1 protein-coding gene is annotated in these 214 nt (G+C 59.8%); it reads left to right on the top strand.

The annotated features are described in order from the left end of the window. The coding region (locus GNY06_RS13060) for a YeeE/YedE thiosulfate transporter family protein (RefSeq protein ID WP_166520494.1) at positions 1 to 214 on the top strand (214 nt) is incomplete at both ends.

Genomic DNA, 214 nt, shown 5'->3' with positions numbered 1-214 from the left:
CATCTCGGGCATGCAGCAGTTGAGCATCGCCGGCTTCTTGATTCTGTTTGGCGCGCGATTGGCAGGTGGGTGCACCAGCGGACTCATCATCTCGGGCATGCAGCAGTTGAGCATCGCCGGCTTCTTGATTCTGTTTGGCGCGCGATTGGCAGGTGGGTGCACCAGCGGACTCATCATCTCGGGCATGCAGCAGTTGAGCATCGCCGGCTTCTTG

The organism is Elizabethkingia argenteiflava (assembly GCF_009904105.1).
GTDB lineage: Bacteria > Bacteroidota > Bacteroidia > Flavobacteriales > Weeksellaceae > Elizabethkingia > Elizabethkingia argenteiflava.
Note: the sequence above shows the minus strand (reverse complement) of the source record. Positions and strands in the feature narration are given on the sequence as shown.